A 23,362-nucleotide genomic window follows, 5' to 3' on the forward strand; every position below is an offset into this window, starting at 1 on the left:
ATGCCTTTTAATTAGTTGCTGCGAATATAGTCAGAACCCATGACGCGGTTTCGTCCTGAGTTTTTTGCCGTATAAAGCCGTTGGTCAGCGACTTTGTACAATTGCGATAGGCCAGCACCATCCATAGGCCAATTCGCGACGCCAATGCTCGCAGTGACCCGCAACTGATGCTCACCTACGTTGACCAAAGTCGCCGCAATACTTTCACGTAGCCGTTCTGCAATTTGGATTGCCATTTCTGACGATACCCCTGGAATGAGTAAGCAAAATTCTTCTCCTCCGAAACGAAATGCCCAATCGCCTCCCCGGCATATGTCTGTCATGAGTGTTGATACGGTCATGAGCACTTGATCGCCTGCATCATGACCATAGCTGTCATTAATAGTTTTAAATTTATCAAGGTCGAGCAACAACATGCCAATCAATGTTGGCTGACCGCGCTGCCCTTTGGTTAATTGCTGAAAGATAGAGTCCAGATGCAGGCGATTGTGCAATCCTGTCAGCGAGTCCGTCTCCGCCAATTTTTGCAGTCTGCCGACCATGGATGCTCGTTTTGCTTCAAACACATGCGACATCGCCCAAATACTGGCGGCACAAGAGCCAAGATTGATCAGCGCATTCCGTGTTACGTCGGGAGCTGGCAGATATAGACGCCAAATTAACAGCCCCATTCCAGCCACTAAATAAACGAAACTAAAAATAAATCCCGTACGTAGGCCCATGAGCAAATAGGACAGCACCGGAATGAAACATAGCCAATTAAATAAAAAGCTGCGGGTGGTTTGAATAACAATGCCTATCAGAATCGTATTGAAGCAAAAGAACAGCAGCACGGCAGACCACCTTGTCAGGTGGGGTGTTTTTTGATGAATGAAAAGTAGACCAATTGCCATGCAGACCAACGCCACTTCTAAGATGCCGTAGTAAAGGTTGCCGGTTTTGAAATGACTGTTAGATGCTAAAGTGCAAAAGAGAATAATAACGATCAATAGCACCCGCAATATAGTACGCCGATACTGTAATTCTTCTTCCCACAGTTTAGGTTTATTCATCGTGATATGAGCTCCATATAGGGCGCCAGTATTGAATAAGAACGAATGCAATGGCATTCCCTCGCCCTACGCTTACTAAGCTAAGCGCACCAGAGTTCAACAGCTATTTTTCTTTTCTATAAGTTGGAATGTAACCGTAATGCTGCTTAAGAACAAACCACAAATGAAGAGAATGAAAATTTACCGCGCAAGCATTATGAGTCTTGCAATTAGTTTGCGTCAAGCAAGGAACTAGATATATATTTGCAATGCACTTTTATTATGCAACTCATCAGGTGGTAATAGTATTTTTAGGGATAAAAATACTTATTTCATGTGCCAACCACACCTGCCAATTCTTGTAATCACACACATTTACCAATCAAAAGCAGAACATTCCTCGTTGTCTTGATTTGCGGAGTATTTGCAAGTTTCTATGACTCGATTTGCGAACGAAGCTTAAGTTAATATAGAAACAAGCAATGACAGCTTGAAAAATTAAGCTATTTTCTTGGCAATCATTGCCAGTTCAAGCTTGGATACTCAAGAGTAACAAATGAATGATTTTAGTTTCGTTGCACCTGTGCAACGAAAATTTGTTACTGAACTTAAGCTGTATCCACATTTTTTTATATTCAAAATCATCGTTTCAGGATTCAAGAAGTCGACGAAAATTGAACTTTCGTTGTACTGAACTGAGTCATTCATAGCATAAATTTTGCATCCGGAAAATTCTCAAAAACGATGGACTGAATAGGTGTTAAGGGATTTTTTTTCAATAAAAAATCTGCAAATAGCATTAATCGACTCCGAAGGATTTTCATTTTTCAGCGCGAAAATTGCAATTTCAGGAAATAAAACGCAACATTGTAAAAAGTGAAAGATGTATTTAACTGGTATTGCTGAGTGCAGTCATATCTGTGAGGTTACGCAAGTACTTTACGCCTCGCCAGTTTGTTTGAATTGATGATAATTGAAACGTCGAACATCATTCGATATGTTGATTTCTGGATTTTCGAACATATGATTTCAATACAAGCTTTTATATCGATGCCAAAAACTGTTGCTGACAGGTGGTGGTATTGACTTAAAAAAATAATCATCACCAGCTTAACGAAAATGGTGGTCGTATTTGATCTCATTTTGACTGAAAAATATTCATAGGAGAGTTTTTTAAAATCTCACTATTTGAAGATAAATCGACAATCATAAATGCATTTAATTTTCTCACTTTTCTATTTCATAAAAGTCTCTCAATAATCTTTTTCTTGAATTAAAAGTCCGATTTTTTTGAAAAGTTCGAAATCAATATTTCTATACTTTTTTGAATATTTATTTTAAGTGAAGTAAAAAGTAGCGATGGCTTTTGCTTACAACTATTCGAATTTTGATACAAACGGCGCTGAATGCCTTTTCAAAATTCGACTATCTTCCACTTCAATAAACTTTTTGATGATTCTAAAAAATTGCCCCAAATTTTTTGATAAATATCTCCCGATAGCCATGTAGTCGACGCATTAAAAAACGAACTTGCAACTGACATTTTAGTTGCTTGGGGGGGCGTTGCATCCGCAAAAAAATAGAGAGATTTTTAGCGTCGAATATTGGAATGCTTGATTGATGAATTTAATTTTTTTTCAAAAAAACAGCGCGTAGCTTCTTCATCGCATTTCGGTTTTTATGTACGAAGATTTTCAGCGTTTTTCCAGATAAATTTTTTAGTACAAGTTCAAATTAGAAATTTTTTTTTGAGAAGTCAATCAATCAAAGACGTGTTTAACAACGCTTAAGTTAAGGGGAGTCAAATCAGAAGAAATTTGAAAATAAGGATAAGACATTCGAGCGGTATTTCAAATGTTATAAAAATTAAAAATGCTATTTTGTGAGGACCTACTAATGAAGTTGATTACTAAAGCTGTATTTGTATTAGGAAGTTGTGCTTTGGCTGGATGCGGAGGTGCCGGATCTGGCGTTACTTCTACCGGTCAAAGTACACCTACATCGTCAGTTCCTGCTGCACCCATTTCTTCTACCCAACCTGACAAAATCAGTGCTGGGGGGATTTTACTGTCGACTATAAAAGTAAATACAACAGGCTGCAGCCCAGCTTGGGTTGATGGCAGTAGCTATTCTGCAGGTACGCAAGTGAGTTTTAACGGAGCAAACTACACAGCTCTCGTTACACAAACTGACTATCTAGGTGCTGGTTGGAATCCGAGTGTAGGGAGCCTCTGGTCTTTAGTCGGCGTGTGCTCAAGTGGCGAACTTCCGCCAACAACGACGCCACCGATAACGACGCCGCCTGTGACGCCGCCTGTGACGCCGCCCACGACAATACCGCCGGTTGGTGGAAGTTGCAATACAAGTTGGAGCGCATCAACGGCCTATAATGGCGGCGCAAAAGTAAGTTATTCCGGGATAAATTACCAGGCAAATTGGTGGACCCAAGGGGATAATCCTACGACCAGAAGTGGCGTAGCTGGTAGTGGTTTGCCATGGGCAGTATTGGGAAGCTGCAATGGTGGAACTCCACCAACAACGCCGCCAACAACGCCACCGACAACTCCACCGACAACTCCACCGACAACTCCACCAACGACGCCACCGGGCTTCGTTTTTAGTCCATATAAAGACGTCACCATCAACCTTAATTGGAACTCAAACGTATTAACAACAGCAGTGACGGGCAAAGCACAGCCATTGTTAAACGTCATTCCAAATAAATTGAGCGCATTGACGTTAGCCTTTGCGACGGGTGAATGCGGTGCAGAATCTTGGGGTGGGCTCAGTGGAGATGCATTGGCGCAAGCTAATATTCCTGCACTGGTTGCCGCTGGAAAAAAATATATAATTTCAACCGGTGGCGCAGCTGGAGCATTTACATGTGCGACAGATAGTGGATTTACCCAATTTATCAATCGATACAACAGTGCCAATCTCGTTGGTATCGACTTTGATATTGAAGCAGGACAATCTAACGATGTCATTAATAACTTAATCAGCCGAGTCAAGGCTGCCCAGGTTAAATTCCCATCACTACGCTTCTCATTCACCATTGCTACACTGGGTTCAAATAGTGGGCAAGACCTGGGCAGCGCCGGTATCACCGTGATGAATGCCATTAAAGCCGCTGGTCTTAGTAACTATTACATCAACCTGATGGTGATGGATTATGGTTCGTCGTTGGCGTCTAATTGCGTATTAGGATCCAATGGAAAATGTGACATGGGGCAGTCAGCAATTGCTGCGGCAATCAATTTGCATAACAATTGGGGCGTGCCGTTCAGTCAGATTGAACTCACTCCCATGATCGGTGGTAACGATACTACTGATGAGATTTTTAGCATTGCCAATGTCACGGCAGTATCGCAGTTCGCATTGCAGAACAAGTTAGCAGGCGTGCATTTTTGGTCTATAGACCGGGATGTCGATTGCGCACCTGGCTATGCTTCTCCAGTATGTAATAGCTATGGACAAGCTGGCACGTTAGGATTTACTAACGCATTTATAAGTAATTTAGGACTATGAAGTTAATGTAGGACTGTGAAGTAATGAGACAGAGCCAAAAATGCTCTGTCTCATTTTACATAGGGTCAGTAAAACCAAGCATCACCGTGATTTTGAGCGAGCACATTTTGTCGTTCAGTTTTCCGAAATTTTTTATTTTTTTTCATAGACGATTCGGTGGTTTCAAGCGTATTGTATTGAATGAACTCATGCCTCCTCAAAGCCAGGCAACTCTGCAAGGTGCTCTTGCACAACGATTTGCAATCCGGCTAATTTGATTCTTAGTCTCAGATCAGGAAATTGGATAAAATTGCGCCACATCCCAGCGGATGTTTTTGTTTTTTTTTTCGCTTGTAGGTTGACTCCGCAATTCTTTAAACAAGTGCTTGGCTTTACCTATTCCTTTTCTTAAACTAAACAATGCAATCAGATATCCTATGAAAGCCTCAAAGTTTTTTTCGATCACGAGGTATTCCATCAATACCACGACAAAATCGCACCGGAACTGACCGGCGACGATGCGCCAATATGGGCTCAATTGTGGGATGAAGGTATAGCCACCTACATTAACCAACGAATGAATCATGACAGCACCGAAGCTCAGGTATTTATGTCGGCGACCATGGCAGAAGCTACAAAATCGATTCTAAAAAAGATTGCACAAAAATTGTTAGATAATGCTGGCTCCAAAGGCAACAAATAAATATGCTGCCTTTTTGAATAAGTTTGGATTAACCAGTTTCACTCAAGCAAATTGAATTCATCAGTAGTAGCACTACACTCGAATTTTATGATTGATCAATTATAACGAACAACCGTAGGTTATTTTTTTAAAATTGGAACCTGCTAATCTAAGATTGAAAACAAAGTATCTATTTGGGTAAATCGCGCATGGATAGAGCTTCCTTTTCGTAACCGTAGCGAAGGTAAATATCCCTTATCGTACCGTCCACGTACATTTTTTTAAGGCTTTCATTCAACGTTGCGACTTCGCTTTGCGGCATATCGATTTGACATCCAATGTAGAGATCGACCCTAAGAAAGACGAAAATTGGCTCTACATCAGTAATTTTGTTTTCACGCAATTGCGTCATGCCAGTCAAATATCCAGTAGACCAAAGGTCAATGTGTTTTGCTTTTAGTTTTTTTATGTTGAGTTCGTCTGAGGGCGCAGAATCTAACGTAAATTGATTTTTCTCCTTTAAATATTCAGTAGAAAGATCATTCCTTACCATGCCAATTCTATATGGTCGTGCGTCCTGAATGTCGCTAAACGAAAGATGATCTTCCGTTCTCGCAAAAAAAGCCCACGTACTCTGACCTATTGGACCTATCCATCGGTAGGAGGTTTCTCGTTCCGGCGTACGAGCGATAGGTACTATGCAAGAGTTAGCTTGCTTTTTGCTAACGTTAAGTGCGCGTGCCCAAGGAACAACAGATATTGATGTAGCTTTATTGCCATTGCGCAGCAGCAATTCTTTCGCAATATCGATGGAGATGCCACCGGCACTCTTTTGCGTATTTTCAAAACTGTAGGGCGGCCAAATGAGAGTGAAAAGTGCAACTGGGGAAGCCGCACTGGACTGAAGAGCCAATAATCCAAGTAGACTAATGAGTGAATATTTAAAGACGCTCAAAGGTTTCATGAAATCAATCAAGAATGTGGGGGAAAGAAAACTCTTCTTAGGAGCTTATTGCTTTGCTATTTCGCATTAGCCTCTAATTTTTTGAAATATGCCTCCTGCATTTTAGGGATATCTAATTTTTTTAGTTGCATATCAAATGCTTCCTGCAACGATTTTCCGGCCGGAGTACGTTGAAAACAAACGTGGACAGTTCTTTCAAGAAATGGTTTTTCATAAAACATGATCTTGCCGCGAATAGGTGATTGTAGAGTCATAAAAAATAAAACCTGTTTATCAATGACAATAGCGGGAACTGCCTTGCTAACAAGTTTTTTAATATTGTTAGTGTCGGTGCTGGAAATAATAACGTGTTGGCTGCCTTGCTTAACGGCAGCATCAAATGCTTCCCCATTCGTATACCCATCCACGACACCAAACGTTATCGCGGTCAAGTCGGATGGCTTTGTCCAAGTAACTGGGTCATCTTTCAGATAACCTATGCCAGTAGTAGTTGTGCCAATAGGACCAGAAAAGTAGCATTTTTTCTCGCGCTCTGGCGATTTCCATACGGGGAAATAGCCAGAAAATGAAGGGTCAGTTTCTCCATTTGAAACGGCTTCTTTCCAGGGGAAATAGCTAATTTTTATGGTACTGCCGAATGCCTTCGTCACTTCATTGATTACTTCGCCAGATAAGCCGTCGTTCGGTAGTATGCTTCCAGAATATGGTAACCATTCCAGACTGGCTAGATGCAGAGTTTTCGGAACATCTGCGGCAAATGCTGAGGAAACAATTGAAGTAATAAACACAATGCTTAAATGCCGAAATGGGATCATGGAAGTCTCTTTGAGTGTGAGGATCGGTGTACCCAAGTGTAGGTTTAGAAATTGCTTATTACAAATAAATTTATTTGAGACTTATGAAAATTTTTTGTGTATAAAAAATAGATCATTGAGGTGTATCGTTAAAGTTACTGATTTGTAGCGTGTTTAATGACTACACCATCTGTCTCTAATGGGCACACTGTCGATTGAAGTTATTTTTTAGGCAAAAAATTTATTCTTGACAGAATTAAATCCAAAGAACTCAACAAATCTTATTAGCCTGTCTTAAACACTATGCTGCATTGTTTTTCAAGGGCATAATCAATGCAGGCGCTAGATAACTGTCTATCAGATTGGTTAATAAATAACTTATTTAAGTAACTTATTTAATCTTGAAATACGGTGCGAACGAGTAATTGGGTAAATTTGCAAAGATAACTGCGTTTCTTTTCCCGCTATATTCGTAAAATAGACGCGGGTGTTTCCAAATGGAGTCACCGTGAATAGATTACTTCGCAAGATTCGCTTTTCCGTATCGGTTTCTGCATCGGCTCTGATTGCCCTCGTTGTAGGTTTGGCGCTGACGGCAATCATATTCACTTCCGAACGCGAGGTCGAGTCAGGAAGACAAAAGGTTCAATTTCAGCAGAGTGCCAAACTACGTATTCTGGCGATCAAGACGGGCTTGCAAGATTCGGCCGAGCAGCTGGTTGTTCTGAATCAGCTATTTAGCAGTTTCGGCGTGATTAGCCGACAGCAATTCCATACTTTCACCGCACCAATCTTACAGCGCTATCCACAAATTCAGGCACTGAGCTTTCAGCGCCTTGTCACTCAAGCGGATCGCCACAATTTCGAAGTTGAGGTTGGCAAGCGATATCCAAATTTTACGATCACTGAGGTCGTCGACGGCAAGCAACAGCCTGCTGCTATTCGTGACCGCTACAACGTGGTTGAGTATATCGAACCAGCTATTGGTAACGAAGCCGCCATGGGGGTGGATACCTCCTATAACGACGATCAGGCTCCGGCCAGAAAGATATCCCGCGAAACGGGGCGGCCGACCTCAACAGGATTACTCTCGCTGGCTCAGGATAAAGGTTGGCACACGGGATTTCTGATTTTGGCACCCGTATATTGGCAAGGTGCTCCGCTTGACAACGCTGCGATGCGCGTGCGTGCCGCCATCGGAGAGACCGCTGCAGTTTTTCGAACCGATCACTTCATTGGCTCTATGCTTCATGCCCATGGATTCAACGATGAACCTGGCATGGACATTAGTCTGTATGCTAGTTCGAACAATGAGATAAAAAATCTGGCCAGTCGGCATACATTTCCATTGGAGGCTGGTTCGGATATGAAGCTTGCATCGGGTTGGCTTTTTTATGACAACATGGAGCCGTTACACGAGACTTTTACATTGGCCGGCAGTTCATGGCATTTGGAAGCAACCCAGGCACCGGTCTTATTTACCGTTCACAATAGAGGCGCGTTATACGTCTTGATTGGAGGACTGTTGTCGAGCTTACTGGTTTCAGCCTATGTTTTCTCATTGGTATCAAGAATAGCAAAAATAGAGCGCGAGACCAAGGAACGCACTGCATCCTTGCAATTTGCCAATTTAAGACTGTCGGAAGACGTTGCGTCACGTGTGCGGACTGAAAAATCGCTACGTTTGCGTGAGCGCGTGATTGAGGTCTCGGCCAACGCCGTTATCATATGCAGCGCGCAAGCACCGGATTATCCTATCGAATATGTTAATCCAGCATTCGAGCGCATCACTGGATTTCGGGCCGATGAGGTGGTTGGCCATAGTCTTGAGTCCCTACAGGGAAGTAGTCAGGATCAACAAAACATGAGGGAAATTCGTGAGGCATTGCGTGAGAAACGTGAAGGTCGCGCCCTGCTGCGAAATTATCGCAAGGATGGCACTGATTACTGGAATGAATTGTTTATAGCACCGGTTTTGGATGAACAAGCCCAACTTAGCCATTTCGTCGTTGCGCAGTACGACATCTCTGCAGTAATGGGGTATGAAGCTGAAATGGAGTTTCAGGCCAATCACGACGTTCTTACGGGTCTGGCCAATCGCAACCTGTTACGTGAACGACTGGGCGAAGCGATACTGAGCGCAGACCGCAGCGGTAACTCGCTGTGGGTCGTATTTCTGGATCTGGATCGGTTTAAATTTGTGAACGATACTTTAGGACATGAGGCAGGAGACGTGTTGCTCAAAGTGCTTGCCGGACGCTTGCAATCGGCAACCCATGAAGCTGATACGGTCGCCCGGCTCGGTGGTGACGAATTTGTGCTGATATTGCCTGATCAAGTTGATGATGGCTCCGGTCAACAGGTTCTGCAGCGAATTATGGATTCTGTCGCGCAACCATTGACGCTACAGAACCACGAATTTTATCTGACCTGTAGTATGGGTGTGGCTAGATATCCGCACGATGGCAATACCGCTGAGAGCTTGATCAAACTCGCCGACATCGCCATGTACCGCGCCAAAGAAATGGGACGCAGCACCTCGCAGTTCTATACTTCCGACATGATTGAGCGCACTCTTGATCGGCTCAGTATTGAGGCCGACTTACGTCAGGCGCTTGATAGAAATGAATTTCAGATTCATTATCAACCTCAAATCTGCACCACACATGGGCACATCGTTGGCATGGAAGTTCTATTACGCTGGCAGCATCCAGTGCATGGCATGATCCAGCCTGGCCGTTTTATTGGCCTGGCTGAAGAGATGGGATTAATTATTCCGATTGGTGCATGGGTAATCCGCGAAGCTTGTATGCAAACGAAAGCGTGGCAATTAGCAGGTTTTACCAATTTACGTGTTGCAGTTAACCTCTCACCGCGGCAGTTTACCCAAAAAGCCCTGGCGCAATCTATTGCCGACATCTTACAGGAGACGGAATTGGAGCCACGCTTCCTGGAACTTGAGCTGACCGAAAGCATGGTCATGAAAGACGTCGATAGTGCAATTTCGATACTTGGCAAGTTAAAGGAACTTGGTATTCATATAGCAATTGATGACTTCGGCACTGGTTACTCCAGCTTGTCTTATCTGCGGCGCTTTCCGATTGATGTGCTCAAGATTGATCAGTCTTTTGTCAATGAATTGACCGTGAATGCAGACGCCGCAAACATTGTCGTCGCCATCATTTCACTTGCACATAGTCTTCGACTTCGGGTGATTGCGGAAGGAGTGGAAACGCTAGAGCAGCTTACCTACTTACGCGATCGGGGATGTGATGAGGTGCAGGGTTACTATTTTAGCCGCCCGGTTCCAGCAAACGCCTTTGAATCGCTTTTGCGGCAGGAAGCTTTATTAAAAAATGACGCTCCGCACTAATGGACAGGGCTTCTTAAAAGCGGTTATACAATTTATGGCTGTTTGAAAGTCAATTTACGGCAGAGCTTGTGTCAACACGTATGCCTCGCAACAGTTTCGAGGCGGAAGTTATCTGTATGTTGGCATCTGTGAACTGACGACACAAATCTGCCATTTGCGATTAATCCGAATGTATTAATAAATGATTTAGGCGAGAATAAATGAGCTGTATTCTCCGAATTTCTGGTAATAGCCTAGAAATTAACGCGATGGTCTTACGGTATCAACTTATCGCAAATCGAATACGGAGAAAAGGTGAACCTCGGTCATTGAAAGGAAATACTCATACTGAAATTTCCAATAATGTTTATTTTTATAATATTAAGTAACCATTGAGTACTTTTTTGAAAAACTCACTCATGAGAGACGCTATCTTCGTGTTGTTAATGAATGTATTTAGACTCTCTCATTTGGACGGCAGCGTCCCTTTGTCCTAACTTTAACGCCATGTCTACGGATATTTTTTTTGCCAAAACGGATGATGCCAGCCGCCCCATGTTATTTCCAATTGAGGCAAATTCAGGAATTTCGACAAATTGGATTCCAATATAAGGGCGTGGTGTCAGCGTTGCATTATTGATATCGTCCTCACTAATTGCTCTGAAAACTGCATCCGCAAAGGGTGCAACTGCACGATAATGCATTTCTTCATAAGTGGAGGAACGGGTACCTGGAGGAATATTGATCCAACCATATTTTTTTGCGACAAGTTGTATATATTCCCTTGAAGTAGCCCATTCGATAAATTTCATTGCTTCAGCCGATGTTTTCGACGACTTCGGAATAGCAAGAGCCCAAGTCCATAACCATTTTGACCCTGTCGCTAGATGGAATACTGGCGCGCGTACAAAACCAATTTTCTCAGCAACTTTTGATTGTCTAGGATCTAGGAGTGCGCTTGCGAAGACGGTTGCATCAATCCAAATGCCACAGTGCCCCCCTTGGAAAAGGGTGAGGTTTTTCGCATAGTCTTGTTCTTCGGGTTTAGGTGGGCCGTACAACGTTAGCAACTCTATGTACGTCTGAAGTGCCAATCTCCATTCTGAGGTATCAATCGTTGGATTCCATCTTTCATCAAACCAACGCCCACCCGCGGAATTTACCATCGTCGTTAGTAAAGCCATATTGGCACCCCATCCAGGATCGCCACGTAGGCAAATGCCATAAATCTGTTTTTCAGGAGCGTGGATAGCGGCTGCAATCCTTTTTATGTCATTGTATGTTGGTGCTTCAGGCATGCTGAGCCCAGCATTCGCTACAAGGTCCTTCCGATAATAAGTCATAGAACTTTCTGCATAAAATGGCAGAGCGTATAAGTTATTATCGAGCGATAGCAGATGCCGAACTGGCTTGATTACATCTTCAATACCATATTGAGGTGACAGATTTTTAAGCGGTAATATCCAGTTGTTTTTAGCCCAAATTGGTGTTTCGTACGCACCGATGGTCAGAATATCGTACTGCCCATCCGATCTAGCCAAGTCCGACAATAGACGCAAGCGCAGTGTTTTTTCATCTAATACTCTCCAATCAAAGCTGATATCTGGATGCTTTTTTTGGTACTCCACTGATAGTTTTTGTAGTGTAAGCATTGATGCTATGTTTAATGTGCCTATGGTAAGAGTGGTGTTACCTCTCGCAGGCAAGATAGCTGCACTTAAGCCATGGTTGTAAATAATTTTGTAAAGAGTGCCATCCTTTTTTAATATTTGCAGACCATGATTAAATTCCTCTTTTAATTGACCTGTCTTTGAAGATGATTTGGGAAAACCAATGTAAAAATTATTGGTCGACAAAGAGGCAAATATCTCCAATTGATTAATATATTGTGGACGTTGTTCCGCTATTAAATCTCCCGCTGTCAATTTGTCTAGTAGCATCAAATCGAGCTGGTTAGTCATTAGCATATCCAGTCCTTCGAGGTCAGAGTTTACGATAATTTTTTTCGTTTGGTCCGCGTAAACTAGCTCAGGAGGTATGGCTGCTTTATTGGTAAAACCAACTCGGTATTCGGAAATATTTTTTAATAATCCAGATTTATCTGTTTTGTTGGCTCTTGTATCTACAAACTTAGAAGCAGTTTTTTTCATTAGCACGAAACGACCTGCGGGGAAAGAATTTGAAAGAAGAAAATCAGCTTCACTGACATTGCCAGAGTATATGGCTAAATATCCATCCGATTCGCCCTGCATTGCCATTTGATTTGCACGAGCAAGTGGAAAGAAGTTGATCTTTACCTTGTAGCCTACGCGACTGTAAGCCTCGGTCACAACCTGTGCAGCGTATCCGATATGAGGTAAATCTTTTCCTAGATATGGTGGCTGTTCAGCAGCGGACAGAATAATTTCTTTTTTGTTTATGTTGATGTCCCCGGCAACAACTTGTTTATTTAAGTGGGTGGTAAGAAACGTCAATAATATTATCGTAAGAAAAGTTCTCATAGGTACTTCTCCGTTTCCACAACATCTTTCATCTTAGCATTGAATTTTTTATTGTCTAAGTAAATTGGGTAAGCATGATGTTTATAGTAAAGACCACCAACCTTGGAGAAGCATTTCTTTATTGAAAAATTCACTATGTTCATCATGTTGTAGATGGTGAGCCAGATCCCAAGCGGGCATTCTTCCATAGCCCTGTATTACCACTTCTGAGTGGCTGAGGCGATTAACCTAAAGCAACAACGAACGTCGGACGAGTTTAAGTGGCAACGTCAATCAAAGAGACGTTGACGCATTTGCCATTAGGATAGGGGAAGAGAGATTAAGTTTTTAGAATGCAAGACAAAAAATTGACTTAAATTCATGCATGTGTTGGTATGGCGTTAATTTTGTATAACCTAGCACCTCAAGGGGGCCTGGAGACGTGTATTCTCTAAGTGGACATGCAAATGCAATATTACGTTATTATTTGAAAAGCAAGTCTCTCAAAATAGGTTGTGTCAAAGTGTATGCTTGTTTCCGCTTTCATGAGCGGAAGCAATATTTTTAAAAACAGGTCGGTTTCTTCCAACGCGCGACAAGCTACTGTCATACGGATTATTTCAACAGTCAGTTGCTCCTGAAGATTTCCCGCGATCCATGCACGTCGATCTTCAAAATTCCCGTATTGGGCTGTCTGTGTGGTTAGGGTAACGCTAATGCGATTACCCTCCCAAACGCTTTACCAACATCACCATTTGGCGTGCGCTGTCTATCAGGATATTATGGCCGAAATCCTCTTCAATCAACGCTAACGTAAAGTCAATACCTACGGTCACACCTGCCGAGATCCTGACATTACTATCAAGAATGAATATCTTGTCAGCATCCATGTCGATATCCGAATGGAGCCGCTTTAACCTCTCCACCCAATCTCAATATGGCTGCACATTTCCCACGTAACTGACCGGCCGCGGCAAGCAAAAATGCACAAGTGCAGACAGAGCAAAGTCGGCGTGCCGATGATGTCCGCTTGGCAATCCATACGATCAATTCTGGTGACACATAATCTCCTTCGCCTGCACATCTACATGGAGCGAAAAGCGTATCTATACTTATGCTCTTCAACGAAGAGACTAGAACTGTCATAAATTGCAGACCCGCGCTTATTCTTATCAATCCACCTTCAATCGAGGTAACGATAGTTTCACCGCTTTCAGTTTTTTCCTTTGTTATCTTTCGCACTCAATTTGTGATTACAAAAAAATTTGTACTAGCAATATTTGTTTGTTATCGAACATACGTTTCATAATCGGCGCGCTAAATTGTCAGCATGCGACGTGGCGGGGCGAACTTGAATTTACGAAACTTAATCTGGTTGTGCGTTTTATAGTCACGCGTGCACTCGGGAGTTGCGATGGCAGTTTTGAACCGCGCAGAAAAATTCGTTCTTACTATTTTGGGTTATACAACGTTCCTATAACGTGTTCTTGACGTCGTAAACACACGTGAAAAAACTCTCTATATAAAAGAAACGGCCGAGAAAGTCATCGTAAGGCATACAAGAAAATTTACCTTCAATTTATAGACTTGTGTCTATTTCTATACTTAGCAAGCTCAGGGTATCCATAGCAGTACCCATAAAGCTAATGTCGCAGATCAGATTTATCAGTTCGAAAAGAGAGCGTCCTTGCTTGCAACGATGTGGCGATGCTAAGAAAACCTTAAGGTTGATATCGCATGATGACAAAAAAGGAGAGCACATGAAACTGTTACCTCGATTTAATATTCCTGACTTATTAGTTGTAGCTGTCATTTTGACTGCGTCAACTACTACCTTACCATCTTTGGCCGCGACGCCAGCTGAACTGCTTGCTGGTTATGTGGCACAGGCAGGAAGTCCGGCAGTGCCAGCGCGCGGACAGCAATTCTTTACTCAGACACATGGTCACGAGTGGCGCTGCGCGACATGTCATACAGAGAGCCCTAATCAAGCTGGCAAGCATGTGATGACTGAAAAAGTGATTACGCCGCTTGCCCCTGCTGCCGAACGTGAACGATTTACCAATCCGACCAAAGTCGAGAAATGGTTTCGCCGCAATTGCAACGACGTTGCCGGTCGCGTGTGTACTGCGCAGGAAAAGGCGGATGTCCTGGCGTGGCTGCTGTCGTTCAAATCCTGATGTCACCGAGTGCCGTTCACACTGGAAAGATCATGCAAACCTTAACTCTATCGCGTCTTCAATACGCTTCCTTTGGTTTTTTCCTGTTACTAGGGATGTGTCAAACTGGCTACGCAGACGATGACCGTCGAACTGCCAGCCTGCCACTTTTACCAAGCTATCGCCAAGAGTGTGCCACGTGTCATATTGCCTACCCACCGGGGATGCTTCCTTCAACATCGTGGCAAGGGATATTGAAAAACTTACCGCATCATTACGGGGTTGATGCTTCACTTGATCCGGCCACTGTTAAATCTCTCTCGACCTGGTTGACGGCAAACGCCGCGACCAAACAGGAAAGACCAGCTGAAGACCGCATTACCCGCACTGGATGGTTTATCCGCGAACACGATGAAGTATCACCGGCCATCTGGAAGCTTCCATAGGTCAAAAGTGCATCCAATTGTATCGCATGCCACACACAATCCGACAAAGGAGATTTCAATGAGCGCTCAATCCACATCCCCCGATAAATCACCTAAGACCGATTCTGAGGCAGGCAAAATTCTTGTATGGGATGTTCCTGTTCGGGTTTTTCACTGGTTACTAGTGTTCTGCTTCGCTGGTGCCTACCTTACATCCGAGAGTGAGCGCTGGCGCGTGGTACATGTCACCTTGGGGTACACGATGGTGGGCTTAATTTTTTTTCGTTTTGTGTGGGGTTTTATAGGAACTCGTTACGCCCGCTTTTCATCATTCATTCGTGGTCCGAAGGCGGTCATGCACCACCTAAGTGACCAATTTCATGGCCGCCCAGACCATCATGTCGGTCACAATCCAGCGGGTGCTTTGGCGATTGTCGCATTGTTGAGCCTTGCAGCCTGCGTTAGCTTGACCGGATGGGCAACCTATTCCGACATCGGCGGCGACTGGTTGAGTGAAGTACATGAAGCGACTGCCAACATCATGCTTGCGATCATTGGCATACATGTTATTGGCGTTTTTGTTAGCAGTTGGTTGCAACGGGAAAACCTCATCGGGGCGATGATCTTCGGGGCGAAGTCGGGGCAGCCACGCGATGGAATTACGAAAATCTGGCGTAGTGTTGCCGCACTGATCATCGTCGTGGTATTGGGATATTGGGTGGTCACTTGGCAAGCAAATCCAACAGCGGCGACACAGACAAGCGACCGGGCATCGGTCGGCAAAGTAGGAGACAAGAATGACAATGACGATTAACTCGTGCGACAATCGATATCATGCATATTCTACTTGTCGAAGACGATCCGTTATTGGGTGATGGCCTTAGAGCGGGCTTACGTCAGCTTGGTTTTCAGGTCGATTGGGTGCGTGATGGCATCGCTGCCGAACGCGAACTGCGCGCCCAGGAATTCGTCGCCGCAGTTCTCGATCTCGGATTGCCGCAAAAGGACGGATTGGAGGTTCTTGCAACGGTTCGCAAAGCGGGCATCTTCCTTCCAGTTCTTATTCTCACTGCACGCGACGCAATTCCGGATCGAATTCGTGGACTCGATGTCGGGGCAGATGATTATGTCATCAAACCCGTCGATATCCATGAACTCGCTGCGCGTTTGCGTGCTCTCGTGCGACGCGCTCATGGTCAGGCGCAGGAGCATTTGAGTGCGCAGGACATTCTGCTTGAACCAGCTTCAAGGACGGTGCAGAAAGCCGGGAAATCTGTTGTGTTATCGTCGCGCGAATTCGATTTGCTTCAGGCGTTTATGCTTAATGTCGATCATGTATTGTCGCGTGAGCAGCTTGAGCAATATCTGTATAGCTGGGGGCAGGAAGTCGATAGTAATGCAGTGGAGGTGCACATTCACAATCTGAGACGAAAATTGGGAACATCGTTGATTCAGACAGTACGCGGTGTTGGTTATATTTTGGTTCGGCAGGCGGCGAACTCATGATTACCAGATCATATTCATTGCAGAAAAGATTGCTTTTTCTTGTATTTGCTCTGGTATCAGTCGTCTGGATCGTGACAGCGGTAATGACGTGGGTGGATGTTCGCGACGAACTCGATGATTTACTTGACGGTCATTTGGCGCAAGCGGCATCTTTGCTTGTTGTGCAGCAATCCCGAGAAATCGAAGGTAATGAAGAAAACATCGATACACCCATTTTGCACCGGTACGCACCCAAAGTAGCGTTTCAGGTATTTCATGAGAGCCACCTTGCGATGCGATCATCGAATGCGCCTGCAACGCCTATGGCTGGAACTTTGCAGCATTTTACAAATGGATTTACCTCTGCCACCATCGACGGCGTTGCTTGGCGCGTATTTGCGACACGCGGTGCCGAAAATGATGTTCAGGTTTATGTTGGTGAGCAATTTGCTGCGCGTTCGGCCATATTGTGGGCTGTGCTGCGAAGCACACTCTGGCCAATGATTTTTGCGCTACCTTTTTTAGGATTCGCGATCTGGTGGGCGGTGCGACGAGGATTCGCTCCTGTACGGCAACTTGGGCAGGCATTGGCTGTGCGTGAACCACAAGCACTTCATCCGATAAAAATCGATGATATGTCGTCCGAATTGCTACCGATGGTTGATTCACTGAATCACCTGTTTGAGCGTATTGGCAACTTACTGGAATCAGAGCGGCGTTTTACAGCAGATGCAGCGCATGAACTTCGCACTCCGATCGCCGCGATACGTGCTCAAGCACAAGTTGCATTGGCAGAAGCGAATGACGACCTGCGTCGACACGCCCTCCAGAATACCTTGGAAGGATGCGACCGCGCGACGCACCTAGTAGAGCAGTTGTTGACACTCTCCAGGTTGGAAGCTCTTTCTCCATCGTCACAGGATAAAGTCGATTTGAATTCTCTGACCAAAGAAGTTATTGCGGCGTTAGCGTCGGCGGCGATTCGAAAAAACCAGGTATTGGAATTTATTAGCGCCGAGAATTGTCTCGTCCACGGTAATGGGACTCTGCTTGCAGCATTGATTCGCAATCTCCTTGATAACGCTATTCGCTACAGCGCATCCTCTGCAAATATTCAAATAAGTGTTCGCCTTGACGAAGGAACGGTTATTCTGATCATCGAGGATAGCGGCCAAGGTCTCAGCGATACAAACATCGCCCGGCTTGGCGAAAGATTTTTCAGGGTTGTCGGCAATGGCGAGAGCGGCAGTGGGCTGGGCTGGTCAATTGCCCGTCGCATAGCGCAAGTACATCAACTTGAACTTCATGTTGAGCGTTCTAAGCAATTAGGTGGGCTGGCGGTACATATCATTTGGACGGATTTTCAAAGGTACTGATGCAACTGAGAGTAGGCGTACTCCTAATCTCATTTTCGATTTTTGTCTGGGTTGCGTTCCATCTCGCATAATCACGTTATATATATTACGCTTTTCTATTCAAGCCGGATTAATATTTGCTATCCAACGTCAGTAGGAATTTAACTATTGTAATATCAAGGATGTTGGAAGCACACGTTTTACCTGAAGCGATGAATCATTGATAGCACATTTGAATGTTGTTTAAGATTGGTTTGTCACATTACGGGGCGAAGAGATGAATCAGATTAATAAACAAGCGGCCAGAAGAATTGCCTTAGTAAGTTTGCTATTAGCAATAGTTTCAGCACCATTGGCCTGGTTCGTTAGCACAGAAGGGGCGGAAAATAGTGTAGTTTCATTGGCAATAGAAGAATCTAGCAGGTTGCTTCGCCATTTTAATTTGCCTGAGCTCACAAACGAAAGCGCAAAAGAGACTGCAAAATCAGCCGTTGAAACGCTATCGGGCGGACTATTCGATATCGCAGAACTATATAACGCTGAAGGCGTAAAACTAGCTGAGTCAGTTACTGATCATGGAAGCGCAATTGAGGATAAGTTACCGCGGCATAAAAACCCTCATTACAAAGTACCATTCTATGAGAGCTTCTCAATTCAAGATCAATGGGTACTTAGAGTTTTTGTTCCATTGAAAATGTCCGGATCAGAAAAAATAATCGGCTATTTTGAGGGCGTCCGTTTAGTTCCCGATTGGCAACGAAAAGAAATCAATTCCTCTGCCTACAAAATCGCGTTGATCGCTTGTCTAGCATCAGTTTTATGCGGAATTACTATTTATCCTATTGTCGTAAATTTATCCTTAGAAAATTCGCGACGTACGATTGATGTCCTTAATTCACATATTTACATGATGGAGGCATTGGGGCGTGCAACTGCGAAGCGCGACTCTGATACAGGCGCTCATAACTATCGGGTTGCATGGATTTCCGCTCGGATTGGTGAGCAAATGCAGTTTAATAAACGTCAAATGCAAGCGCTCATTGCAGGAAGTCTTTTGCATGATGTAGGGAAAATTGGAATTCCTGATGCGATTCTCCTTAAGCCTGGCCGTCTCGACGAAGCTGAGATGTCGATTATGCGAACTCACGTAACTCAGGGAGAGGATATTGTTAAAGGGATGGGGTGGTTAGATGGTGCAAGTGAGGTTGTTGCGGGGCATCATGAAAAATGGAATGGAAGTGGATATCCACGGCGGTTAAAAGGCGAGGCGATTCCTCTTTCCGCACGTATTTTTGCTGTTGCGGACGTATTCGATGCACTTTCATCAAAACGTCCCTATAAGGAGGCAATGCCATTTGACTTAGTAATGGAAGCCTTGCGTAGGGAAACTGGAATTCATTTTGATCCCCAAATAATGCGGATATTTGAACAAATCGCTGACGAAATACGTGATGCACTGCAAGACAATACCGAAGTAAATGCTCGCCGATTATTGGAAATACAAATTAGAAATTATTTCAAAATTTAGAGCAAATTTATGAGCGCATATAATCGGTAGTTGTCAACAAAGATGTCGCGTCAAGTCATGCTGCTAGCATTAGTTCCTCTGCCTGATTTCGTTTCGGATTCAGCCAGACCTCGTCCTTCAATTTCCAATCCCGCGTCGCACCAGACCAGCGCTCTGGATGCCGTTGTTTCGCTACTTCAAAGACCTGTACACGTTGTCGCAAGATTGCTGCATCGCGGCCATCATGACGCTGTGCTGGCGTCACAAATTTCAGAGCGCTGTGCTTATGCTGGTGGTTGTACCACTGTACAAATTTCATTGTCCAATCCCGCGCATCTTCTATCGTGGCGAACGGCTTGCTCGGATAGTTCGGCCGGTATTTGCAAGTCCGAAACAGTGACTCCGCATAGGCATTGTCGTTGCTCACCCGTGGCCTGCTGAACGATGGAATGATCCCCAGCCTTTCCAGCGTTGCCAGCATCGTCGCACCCTTCATCGCACTACCGTTATCCGAATGCAGTACCACTTCACGGCCAGCCAGTCCCTCAGCCAGACTTGCACGCCGCAGCAGCAGTGATGCCAGTTCAGCCGACTCTGCGACATGAATTTCATGCCCGACAATCTTTCGACTGTAAACATCGAGCACCATGTACCAGTAAAAATACAGCCCCTTCACATCTGCCGGCAGCCAGGTAATATCCCAAGCCCACAGACGATTCGGTTCAGTAGCACAGTGGCTTGTAACAACTCTGGTACTCGGTTTGCTTGCGCGTCCCCGGTGATGCTGCTGCTCCTCGGCTTTCAATATCCGGTAAATGGTCGACTCCGACGCCAAATACTCACCGCGATCCGCCAGAGTCGGCACCATCTGGCTTGGCGGGCTGCTGGCAAATTCAGTGCTATTGGCCACCACAAGAATCTGCTGCCGCTCCTCGTCGCTCAGTTTGTTAGCCGGTGCCGCACGTTGACAACCTTTGCGCCCATCTACAATTCCATGGCCACCTTCACGTGTCCAGCGCTGGTAGCTGCGCAGGCTGATGTCAAGCATGGCACAGGCTGCCGCGCGTCTACTACCACTGCTAACGGCGTCTTCAATTAATACTATGATGTTCTGGCGATCCAGAGTCCCGATTAATCTTCCTCGGGATCCCCCCAGATCGCCTGGGCTTTTTTTCTGAGAATAATCAGCGCAGCTGCTTCGGCCAGCGCTTTCTCCTTGCGCTGTAATTCCTTCTTCAATTGCTTGATCTCTTTGCGGTCGCTTTTACTCTGGTCGCGCTGCTCACGGTTGCGATCGACTGATGATGCATTTGCTTCCTGACAGGCTCTGCGCCATTCCACAATCTGTTCGACGAACAATCCCTTGCTGCGGCAATATTGTGCCAGCTGCGCCTCGTTCAGGTGGGCTGTTTCCAGCACAACGCTAAACTTGTCGTTCGAGGACCATTCCTCGGCATTTTTTCCATTTCCTGGCACCGGCACTCCCTGCGATTTTAAATTTCGTCGCCAAGTATAGAGTGTTTGCTCCGTTATGCCGTTCTCACGGGCCAATACTGAAACTGATTTATTCATTGGCGGCATCATCTGCTTAAGGATGGCCTCCTTGCGTTCTGCTGGATAACGATTCACTGCATGTCTTTACTCCGCCCCAATACGGTTGATGTGAATTAATTGACGCGACATCTATCCTGACATAGGGGGAAAAGCAAATTTGGTTGATTCAGAAAAATCAATCTACATAGGTATTCGGTTTGTTACTGTATTGGACAACACGAATTCTTCTGTATCATCGCCCCTCATCGCGACTCCCAAGTAATCACCAAGCAAGTCCCACGCCTCTTTAGTTTCTCGGGCGTAATCATGGTGCAAATAATGCCTGTTCACCTTCTCACCCGGAACAACGTGATTTTGGCATCGGTTGATAGTAACTAAGGGGATATTCAATCTTTGCATGATGGTGGAGCCTGTCCGGCGAAGGTCATGAGGTGTCCATTTGCCGTTTTCACCACGGCCCAGCACCAGTGAGTTATCGTTCTTACGATTTTTCTTTGGGCACGCTGGATTGCCGTCTGCATCAAGTTTAAACATCACCTGACGGTCGCTGATTTGATCTGCGATGACCTTTCGACCAATGCAATTCTCACCTGTCGAGTCTGGAAAGCACCAATCGCTGTAACCTGTAATTTCGTAGAGTTTTTTGAAGTAATACAAAGCATAGTCAGACAGATAGATCACGATTGCAGATACTTTATTTTTAACGTTCTTTTTGGGAATTAGCCAAGTTTTCGATTCAAAATCGACATGCTTCCAACGGGACATACTTAATTCCCCTACCCTACAAATTGTCGACAGCATGATCCAGAATGCTAGCTGCGTCGTCTTTACCACAGGTCGTTCTGCACTACGGCGGTTAGACGCATTCTCATATTTCATTTCTTGGATTTGGAGGAGCATATTCAGCTCAAATATTTCATGATCTGACAAAATCCTTGATCGAATATTATCCATGTCGTAATCAGGGCTGACGATATTATCGATCTCTACGAGATCGGCTGGATTACCCTCGATCATTAGCTTGCGCCAAGGCTGACGCTTCTCTGCCCACGAGAACATTTGCTTGAAGCTGTTATTCATCAGTACGGCAGAGCGATTTACGCCCCGCTCTACCATCCTTCGCAATACGCTAATCAAGTCTGCTTCAGTGAGCTTACTGACCTTGATTGTGCCAATGTAAGGGAGCGCGTCGACGCTAAAAGTGCGCTTAAGGACTGCGTTACCGTCTTCGCGACGAACACCATTGTCAATCCATGCATTGAACAAGTCGGTAACGGTAAGATCTTCGCGTCGCTGCTTCTCATGCTCAGCGATCTTGGCCAGCATCGCTTCTTGGATCTCAATCTTTTTTACTTTCTTTTGTTCGCCAGGATCAATCCCGTTGGCTACCTTATTTTTCGCATCATCGCGTTTTTTACGAATGATTGGCATGGAGTCAGTAGGCCACGTACCGCAAGATAGATCCCTTGTTTTGGATTGCCAGCGATAGCGATAATAGAAAGAAATCGATATACCATTGCTGTTTGCACGAATCCGCCCAAACAAGCCACCATCTTCACGGATGGTTTCACCATGCTTATCGGGTGTAATTGCCTCCAATGTTTTTTGTGTAAATTTTGTCATTCTTATTAATGCAATGGGTCGGAAGTCGGGAATTTTACCCCAACATTTACCCCTACAGATTAATTAGATTTTAAAAAACGAAAAAAAACATTCTTGGACACTAAATCTTATAAGTAATTGATTTTAAATGAATATATTTAAAAATATTAAATCTCAAAAAACGCTAAAAAACATCGCAAGACGTGCATGGGGTGCACGGGGTCGCAAGTTCGAATCTTGCCGTCCCGACCAATAAAATCAAAGACTTACAAATTTCATATTTGTAGGTCTTTTTTGTTTTCAGGGATCTGGTAAGAGGTTTAGTAAGAAAAAATCTTTGATTTCAAATTTCTATCCATAACCTATGTCGAATATTCTGAAACCAACTATTATGGGAAACTGGATTTAGTCAGATAGAGGTAGTACTTTGAAACCTCGTCATCCGTACTAAATTTCCTTGAATTC

The 23,362-nt window shown here is 44.5% G+C and carries 16 protein-coding genes and 1 pseudogene; 9 read left to right on the top strand and 8 right to left on the bottom strand.

Annotated features, from left to right (window positions below; genetic code table 11):
• Nucleotides 1-11: 11 nt before the first annotated feature.
• Complete coding sequence (locus ACO0KY_RS13180; RefSeq protein ID WP_422989403.1) at nucleotides 12-1,052, bottom strand: GGDEF domain-containing protein; 1,041 nt, start codon at nucleotides 1,050-1,052, stop codon at nucleotides 12-14.
• Between the two features lie 1,875 nt (nucleotides 1,053-2,927).
• Between ACO0KY_RS13180 and ACO0KY_RS13185 the strand changes: the two genes are divergently transcribed.
• Nucleotides 2,928-4,559, top strand: a complete 1,632-nt coding sequence (locus ACO0KY_RS13185; protein ID WP_423046727.1) for a carbohydrate-binding protein — start codon at nucleotides 2,928-2,930, stop codon at nucleotides 4,557-4,559.
• Nucleotides 4,560-4,830: 271 nt separating this feature from the next.
• On the opposite strand, the gene ACO0KY_RS13190 is transcribed toward ACO0KY_RS13185, so the two are convergent.
• On the bottom strand, nucleotides 4,831-5,124 hold the full coding sequence (locus tag ACO0KY_RS13190; protein WP_423046729.1) for a hypothetical protein: 294 nt from the start codon (nucleotides 5,122-5,124) through the stop codon (nucleotides 4,831-4,833).
• On the opposite strand from ACO0KY_RS13190, the gene ACO0KY_RS13195 reads away from it, so the two are divergent.
• On the top strand, nucleotides 5,116-5,241 hold the full coding sequence (locus ACO0KY_RS13195; RefSeq protein ID WP_423046731.1) for a hypothetical protein: 126 nt from the start codon (nucleotides 5,116-5,118) through the stop codon (nucleotides 5,239-5,241). The two genes, ACO0KY_RS13190 and ACO0KY_RS13195, sit on opposite strands and share 9 nt — an antisense overlap.
• A gap of 169 nt (nucleotides 5,242-5,410) precedes the next feature.
• Here the strand turns inward: ACO0KY_RS13195 and ACO0KY_RS13200 are convergent, their stop codons facing one another.
• Entirely contained in the window at nucleotides 5,411-6,184 is a 774-nt protein-coding gene (locus tag ACO0KY_RS13200; RefSeq protein ID WP_423046733.1) for a substrate-binding periplasmic protein, read from the bottom strand.
• Between the two features lie 56 nt (nucleotides 6,185-6,240).
• Nucleotides 6,241-6,999: a substrate-binding periplasmic protein gene (locus ACO0KY_RS13205; protein WP_423046735.1), complete on the bottom strand. Its 759-nt coding sequence runs from the start codon at nucleotides 6,997-6,999 to the stop codon at nucleotides 6,241-6,243.
• 487 nt (nucleotides 7,000-7,486) lie between these two features.
• On the opposite strand from ACO0KY_RS13205, the gene ACO0KY_RS13210 reads away from it, so the two are divergent.
• On the top strand, nucleotides 7,487-10,351 hold the full coding sequence (locus ACO0KY_RS13210; protein ID WP_423046737.1) for a bifunctional diguanylate cyclase/phosphodiesterase: 2,865 nt from the start codon (nucleotides 7,487-7,489) through the stop codon (nucleotides 10,349-10,351).
• A gap of 422 nt (nucleotides 10,352-10,773) precedes the next feature.
• Here the strand turns inward: ACO0KY_RS13210 and ACO0KY_RS13215 are convergent, their stop codons facing one another.
• Both ACO0KY_RS13215 and ACO0KY_RS13220 read right to left on the bottom strand, forming a co-directional pair.
• Complete coding sequence (locus ACO0KY_RS13215) at nucleotides 10,774-12,831, bottom strand: extracellular solute-binding protein (protein WP_423046739.1); 2,058 nt, start codon at nucleotides 12,829-12,831, stop codon at nucleotides 10,774-10,776.
• Nucleotides 12,832-13,532: 701 nt separating this feature from the next.
• Entirely contained in the window at nucleotides 13,533-13,700 is a 168-nt protein-coding gene (locus ACO0KY_RS13220) for a hypothetical protein (RefSeq protein WP_423046741.1), read from the bottom strand.
• A gap of 870 nt (nucleotides 13,701-14,570) precedes the next feature.
• Here ACO0KY_RS13220 and ACO0KY_RS13225 point away from each other — a divergent pair.
• From ACO0KY_RS13225 to ACO0KY_RS13250, 6 genes and pseudogenes are all read left to right on the top strand, one after another.
• Complete coding sequence (locus ACO0KY_RS13225) at nucleotides 14,571-14,990, top strand: DUF1924 domain-containing protein (RefSeq protein WP_423046743.1); 420 nt, start codon at nucleotides 14,571-14,573, stop codon at nucleotides 14,988-14,990.
• A 95-nt stretch (nucleotides 14,991-15,085) separates the two neighbouring features.
• Nucleotides 15,086-15,502: pseudogene (locus ACO0KY_RS13230) on the top strand (diheme cytochrome c).
• Complete coding sequence (locus tag ACO0KY_RS13235) at nucleotides 15,474-16,208, top strand: cytochrome b/b6 domain-containing protein (protein ID WP_423046745.1); 735 nt, start codon at nucleotides 15,474-15,476, stop codon at nucleotides 16,206-16,208. The pseudogene ACO0KY_RS13230 and the gene ACO0KY_RS13235 overlap by 29 nt, the downstream one beginning before the upstream one ends.
• Before the next feature lie 20 nt (nucleotides 16,209-16,228).
• Entirely contained in the window at nucleotides 16,229-16,900 is a 672-nt protein-coding gene (locus ACO0KY_RS13240) for a response regulator (RefSeq protein WP_423046747.1), read from the top strand.
• Complete coding sequence (locus ACO0KY_RS13245; protein ID WP_423046749.1) at nucleotides 16,897-18,255, top strand: ATP-binding protein; 1,359 nt, start codon at nucleotides 16,897-16,899, stop codon at nucleotides 18,253-18,255. Before ACO0KY_RS13240 ends, ACO0KY_RS13245 begins: the two co-directional genes overlap by 4 nt.
• A gap of 256 nt (nucleotides 18,256-18,511) precedes the next feature.
• Nucleotides 18,512-19,762: an HD-GYP domain-containing protein gene (locus ACO0KY_RS13250; protein ID WP_423046751.1), complete on the top strand. Its 1,251-nt coding sequence runs from the start codon at nucleotides 18,512-18,514 to the stop codon at nucleotides 19,760-19,762.
• 55 nt (nucleotides 19,763-19,817) lie between these two features.
• Here the strand turns inward: ACO0KY_RS13250 and ACO0KY_RS13255 are convergent.
• Both ACO0KY_RS13255 and ACO0KY_RS13260 read right to left on the bottom strand, forming a co-directional pair.
• Nucleotides 19,818-21,370, bottom strand: a protein-coding gene (locus ACO0KY_RS13255; RefSeq protein ID WP_423046753.1) for an IS3 family transposase whose coding sequence is annotated in 2 segments (ribosomal slippage) — nucleotides 19,818-20,908 and nucleotides 20,908-21,370 — 1,554 coding nt in all. Because the reading frame shifts where the segments join, the coding sequence is not laid out codon by codon here.
• 105 nt (nucleotides 21,371-21,475) lie between these two features.
• The gene (locus tag ACO0KY_RS13260; RefSeq protein WP_423046755.1) at nucleotides 21,476-22,918 is read right to left on the bottom strand and encodes a tyrosine-type recombinase/integrase; all 1,443 of its coding nucleotides are present in this window, start codon (nucleotides 22,916-22,918) and stop codon (nucleotides 21,476-21,478) included.
• Nucleotides 22,919-23,362 lie beyond the last annotated feature (444 nt).

The organism is Undibacterium sp. Dicai25W, from assembly GCF_049340505.1.
GTDB classification, from domain to species: domain Bacteria; phylum Pseudomonadota; class Gammaproteobacteria; order Burkholderiales; family Burkholderiaceae_D; genus Undibacterium; species Undibacterium jejuense.